The organism is Variovorax sp. P4_D9 (assembly GCF_056401695.1).
Genome location: NZ_JBFUIU010000898.1, coordinates 1 through 3431, shown reverse-complemented (window position 1 = coordinate 3431; position 3431 = coordinate 1). Strand labels below are relative to the sequence as shown.

5 protein-coding genes are annotated in these 3431 nt (G+C 66.0%); 3 read left to right on the top strand and 2 right to left on the bottom strand.

Going from position 1 to position 3431, the window contains the following annotated elements:
- A partial coding sequence (locus tag AC1DY5_RS47900; RefSeq protein ID WP_478121376.1) for a solute carrier family 23 protein occupies nt 1–818 on the bottom strand: 818 nt, incomplete at its 3' end.
- 258 nt (nt 819–1076) lie between these two features.
- On the opposite strand from AC1DY5_RS47900, the gene AC1DY5_RS47895 reads away from it, so the two are divergent.
- The 3 genes from AC1DY5_RS47895 (at nt 1077) to AC1DY5_RS47885 (ending at nt 2241) form a co-directional block, all read left to right on the top strand.
- Nucleotides 1077–1325, top strand: a complete 249-nt coding sequence (locus AC1DY5_RS47895) for a hypothetical protein (RefSeq protein WP_478121375.1) — start codon at nt 1077–1079, stop codon at nt 1323–1325.
- A 39-nt stretch (nt 1326–1364) separates the two neighbouring features.
- Nucleotides 1365–1562, top strand: a complete 198-nt coding sequence (locus AC1DY5_RS47890; RefSeq protein ID WP_478121374.1) for a hypothetical protein — start codon at nt 1365–1367, stop codon at nt 1560–1562.
- Between the two features lie 187 nt (nt 1563–1749).
- Nucleotides 1750–2241, top strand: coding sequence for an Hpt domain-containing protein (locus AC1DY5_RS47885; RefSeq protein WP_478121373.1), 492 nt, complete (start codon nt 1750–1752; stop codon nt 2239–2241).
- Between the two features lie 103 nt (nt 2242–2344).
- Here the strand turns inward: AC1DY5_RS47885 and AC1DY5_RS47880 are convergent.
- Nucleotides 2345–3431: M20 family metallopeptidase (locus AC1DY5_RS47880; protein WP_478121372.1), on the bottom strand; the 1087-nt coding region annotated here is incomplete at its 5' end.

Sequence of the window (3431 nt, the reverse complement as noted above, 5' to 3'; positions counted from 1 at the left end):
ATGTCGAACCAGGCGGCGCTGCCGACCTTCTCGAAGGTCATGAAGCCGAAGGCGGTGGCAACCACGGCGCCGATGACGATCCCGAGCAGCACCGAGATGTTGGCGATGAAACCCTTGGCGTACTTGACGATCAGCAGGATCGACACCAGTACCAGCGCCGCGATGGCCAGGCCGCCGAGGTCGGCGTACTTGGGGTTCGGCACCGACGGCACGATCGACAGGCCCTTGGGCACCGGCGGCACGGCCGAGCCGGGCGAGGTCACGTCGGCCAGCCACTTGGCATACACCGGGTCGACCAGCGCCGGCGCCGTCGGGCCGACCGGGTTGCCGAAGATCCAGTTGATGCCGACCCGCATCAGGCTGATGCCGATCACCGCGATGATGGTGCCGGTGACCACCGGCGGGAAGAAGCGCAGCATGCGCGAGACCATCGGCGCGATCAGGATCGAGATCACGCCGGCGCCGATGATGGCGCCGAACAGCAACTGCGCGCCGGCCTGGCCCGGGTTGGCGTTGGCGATCGCGACCATCGGTGCGACCGACGCGAAGGTCACGCCCATCATCACCGGCAGCTTGATGCCGAACCACTGGGTGGCGCCGAGCGCCTGGATCAGCGTCGCGACGCCGCAGCAGAAGAGATCGGCGGAGATCAGCAGCGCGACCTCTTGCGGACTGAGCTTGAGCGCGCGGCCGACGATCAGCGGAACCGCCACGGCACCCGCATACATCACCAGCACGTGCTGCAGGCCGAGGGCGGCGAGTTTGCCGGCCGGCAGGCGCTGATCGACCGGATGGATGGGATGCGAAGCAGCCGTCATTGCATGTACTCCTGGGCAGCGTGAGACAAGAAAACCACGCGAACGGCGCCTGGGCCTGAATCGTTCACCGTTCTGTACGCGAAACTGTATACAACGTCGGCCCGCCATATGGCGGAAAACCCGCGCCCTGCGCACACACGCAAGTGGCGGGCTAATGAATATTCTTGTTACTTCGAGAGAGATTAGACACAATGTATTACATTTACTCCTGTGAGGCCCTCGCGGGCCCCGCTTCCACCACCCGCCCTTGTGAGCCTTATGAAGACGCAACAACAAGCAATCAGCGAAGGCTATGACGTCGACCTCTCCGGTCCCGGACGACCCATAGGCGCGAGAGGCAAGTACCCCCACTTCCAGGTGATTCCCTTGCTCACGGAGATGGAGGCGGAGCTCATCAACACCCTCGGTCTCGTTCGTCAACTGCTGATCGAAGGCACCCCTTCGAAAGACGCACGCGAAGCTGTGATGCTCGCGATCGAGGGCCTGCTGGAAGCGGCGCGCTCCTGACATCGCGATCCAGTCGAGCATCCAGAAAGGAGACGCGGGATGAACTCCTATCCGACCGCCAGCCAGGCCACCGGCGTGGCACGTACGCTGAGCAGGAGTGCGGCCTGCACCATCGTCGTCTATCAGGCGGGCTGCAACAGCTTCGTCACCGCCCGGCCATCCGACAAGGTCAGCGGCCTTGTGATCGGCATCTACCAGAACGGCTACCAGGTCCAGGGCGGCTCACGCGCTGCCTGACTTCCCGGCCGAGGTAGCCGGCGCCGGCCCGGCGTCGGGCCCGTCCGCCCGATCCCTGCGCACCGCCATCCGCGATCTGGAACGCCAGCGCCAACTGCCGCGTCGCCCGGTGCTCGGCTGTACGGCGCATGTCCAGGAGGAGGAGGAGCGTCGCCATGCCCTGGAGGCCGGAATGGACGAGTGACTGATGAAGCCCTTCAGCCTCGATGCACTGTCGGAGGTTCTCCATCGACACCTGGGTGATGCGGGCGCGGTGGCGCCGCCTCCGCCTCCGCCGAGCCCGCAGGTGATCTCGAAGGATGCGTTCGATCGGCTGGCGTTGCGCGGCATGTCCGACGGTGAAGTCCAGGTCGAGACCCGCTTGCTCGAGGCGCTGCTGCGGACCAACCTGAGCGATGCTCAGGAGATCGCCGTGCACGTCGCTTCAGGCGCGTACGCCGAGGCGGCATCCGTCGCGCACAAGATCAAGGGTGCGGCCCGGATGGTCGACGCCAAGCGCGTGATCCTGGCGTGCGAGGCCCTGGAGCGCGCCTGGGACCACAGCGAGTTCGGCGCGCCGGGTTCCAGCCTTGCACCGCTGGCGGAAGCGCTGGACGAATTCAATCAGGCCATCCAGGTACAGCTGGCCGAACTCGCCTCGGCGGCCGAGCCCCGCCCGCCGCTGCCTCAGGATCGCTGATCGATCGCCGGAGCGCTCAGTCGATATGGAGCGCTCTGATCTCTGATCAGTTGAGGACAGAGCAACAAACTGCGGCGCAGCTGTTGGTCTGTGCCGCAAGGTCTCAGGTGAGCAGGTCGCTCAGCGTGCGCGCGATGACCTTGGTGGCGCGCCGCAGATCCTCAAGCACCACGCGCTCGTCGTTGCGCTTGGCATGCGACTCGAGCACGGTGCGCGGGCCGGCGCCATAGATCACACCCGGGATGCCGGCCTCGCCATACAGCCGCACGTCGGTGTAGAGCGGCGTGCCCATGGCCTTGATCGGCTCGCCGAAGAGCGCCTGGCCGTGCTTCTGGATCGCATCCACCAGCGGCTTGTTGCCGGCCAGCGGCTTCATCGAGTTGGCGAGCAGCATGCGCTTGATGTCGACCGTAATGCCGGGCATCTCGGCCGCCGCATCGGCGATCACCTTGCGGATGTCGGCCTCGACCTCGACCGGATTCTCTTCGGGGATCATGCGGCGGTCGAGCTTGAAGACCACCTTGCCGGGCACGACATTCGTGTTGGTGCCGCCCTCGATGCGGCCCACGTTGAGATACGGATACGTGATGCCCTCGACCTTCGAGCTGACCTGCTGGTAACGCGTGTTCTGCGCATAGAGCGCATTCAGGATGCGGACCGCGCCCTGCAGCGCATCGACGCCGGTGGTCGGAATGGCCGCGTGCGCCATCTTGCCGTGCACCGTGACTTCCATCTGCAGGCAGCCGTTGTGCGCCGTGACGACCTCATAGCTGAAGCCGGCGGCGATCATCAGGTCGGGCTTGGTTAGGCCCTTCTTGAGCAGCCAGCCCGGGCCCAGGATGCCGCCGAACTCCTCGTCGTAGGTGAAGTGCAGCTCGACGCTGCCATGCGCAGGCTTGGCGACGGCCTCGAGCGCGCGCACCGCGAAGGTGAAGCTCGCGAAGTCGCTCTTGCTGACGGCCGTGGCGCGGCCATAGAGGCTGCCGCCGTCGATCTCGCCGCCGTAGGGGTCGTGCGTCCAGCCTTCGCCGGGTGGCACGACGTCGCCGTGCGCATTGAGCGCGACCGTGCGGCCGCCGCTGCCGTACTGGCGGCGCACGATCAGGTTGGTGATCGACTCGAGGCCGTAGTCCTTCACGTCCTGTTCCGGCACCGCATGCTTCTCCGCTTCGAAGCCGAAAGCCTGGATC

What these genes read in the sequence shown, in the direction of transcription:
- AC1DY5_RS47890 (WP_478121374.1), top strand. Translation starts at nt 1,365, where the DNA reads ATGAACTCCTATCCGACCGCCAGCCAGGCCACCGGCGTGGCACGTACG.
- AC1DY5_RS47885 (WP_478121373.1), top strand. Translation starts at nt 1,750, where the DNA reads ATGAAGCCCTTCAGCCTCGATGCACTGTCGGAGGTTCTCCATCGACAC.
- AC1DY5_RS47895 (WP_478121375.1), top strand. Translation starts at nt 1,077, where the DNA reads ATGAAGACGCAACAACAAGCAATCAGCGAAGGCTATGACGTCGACCTC.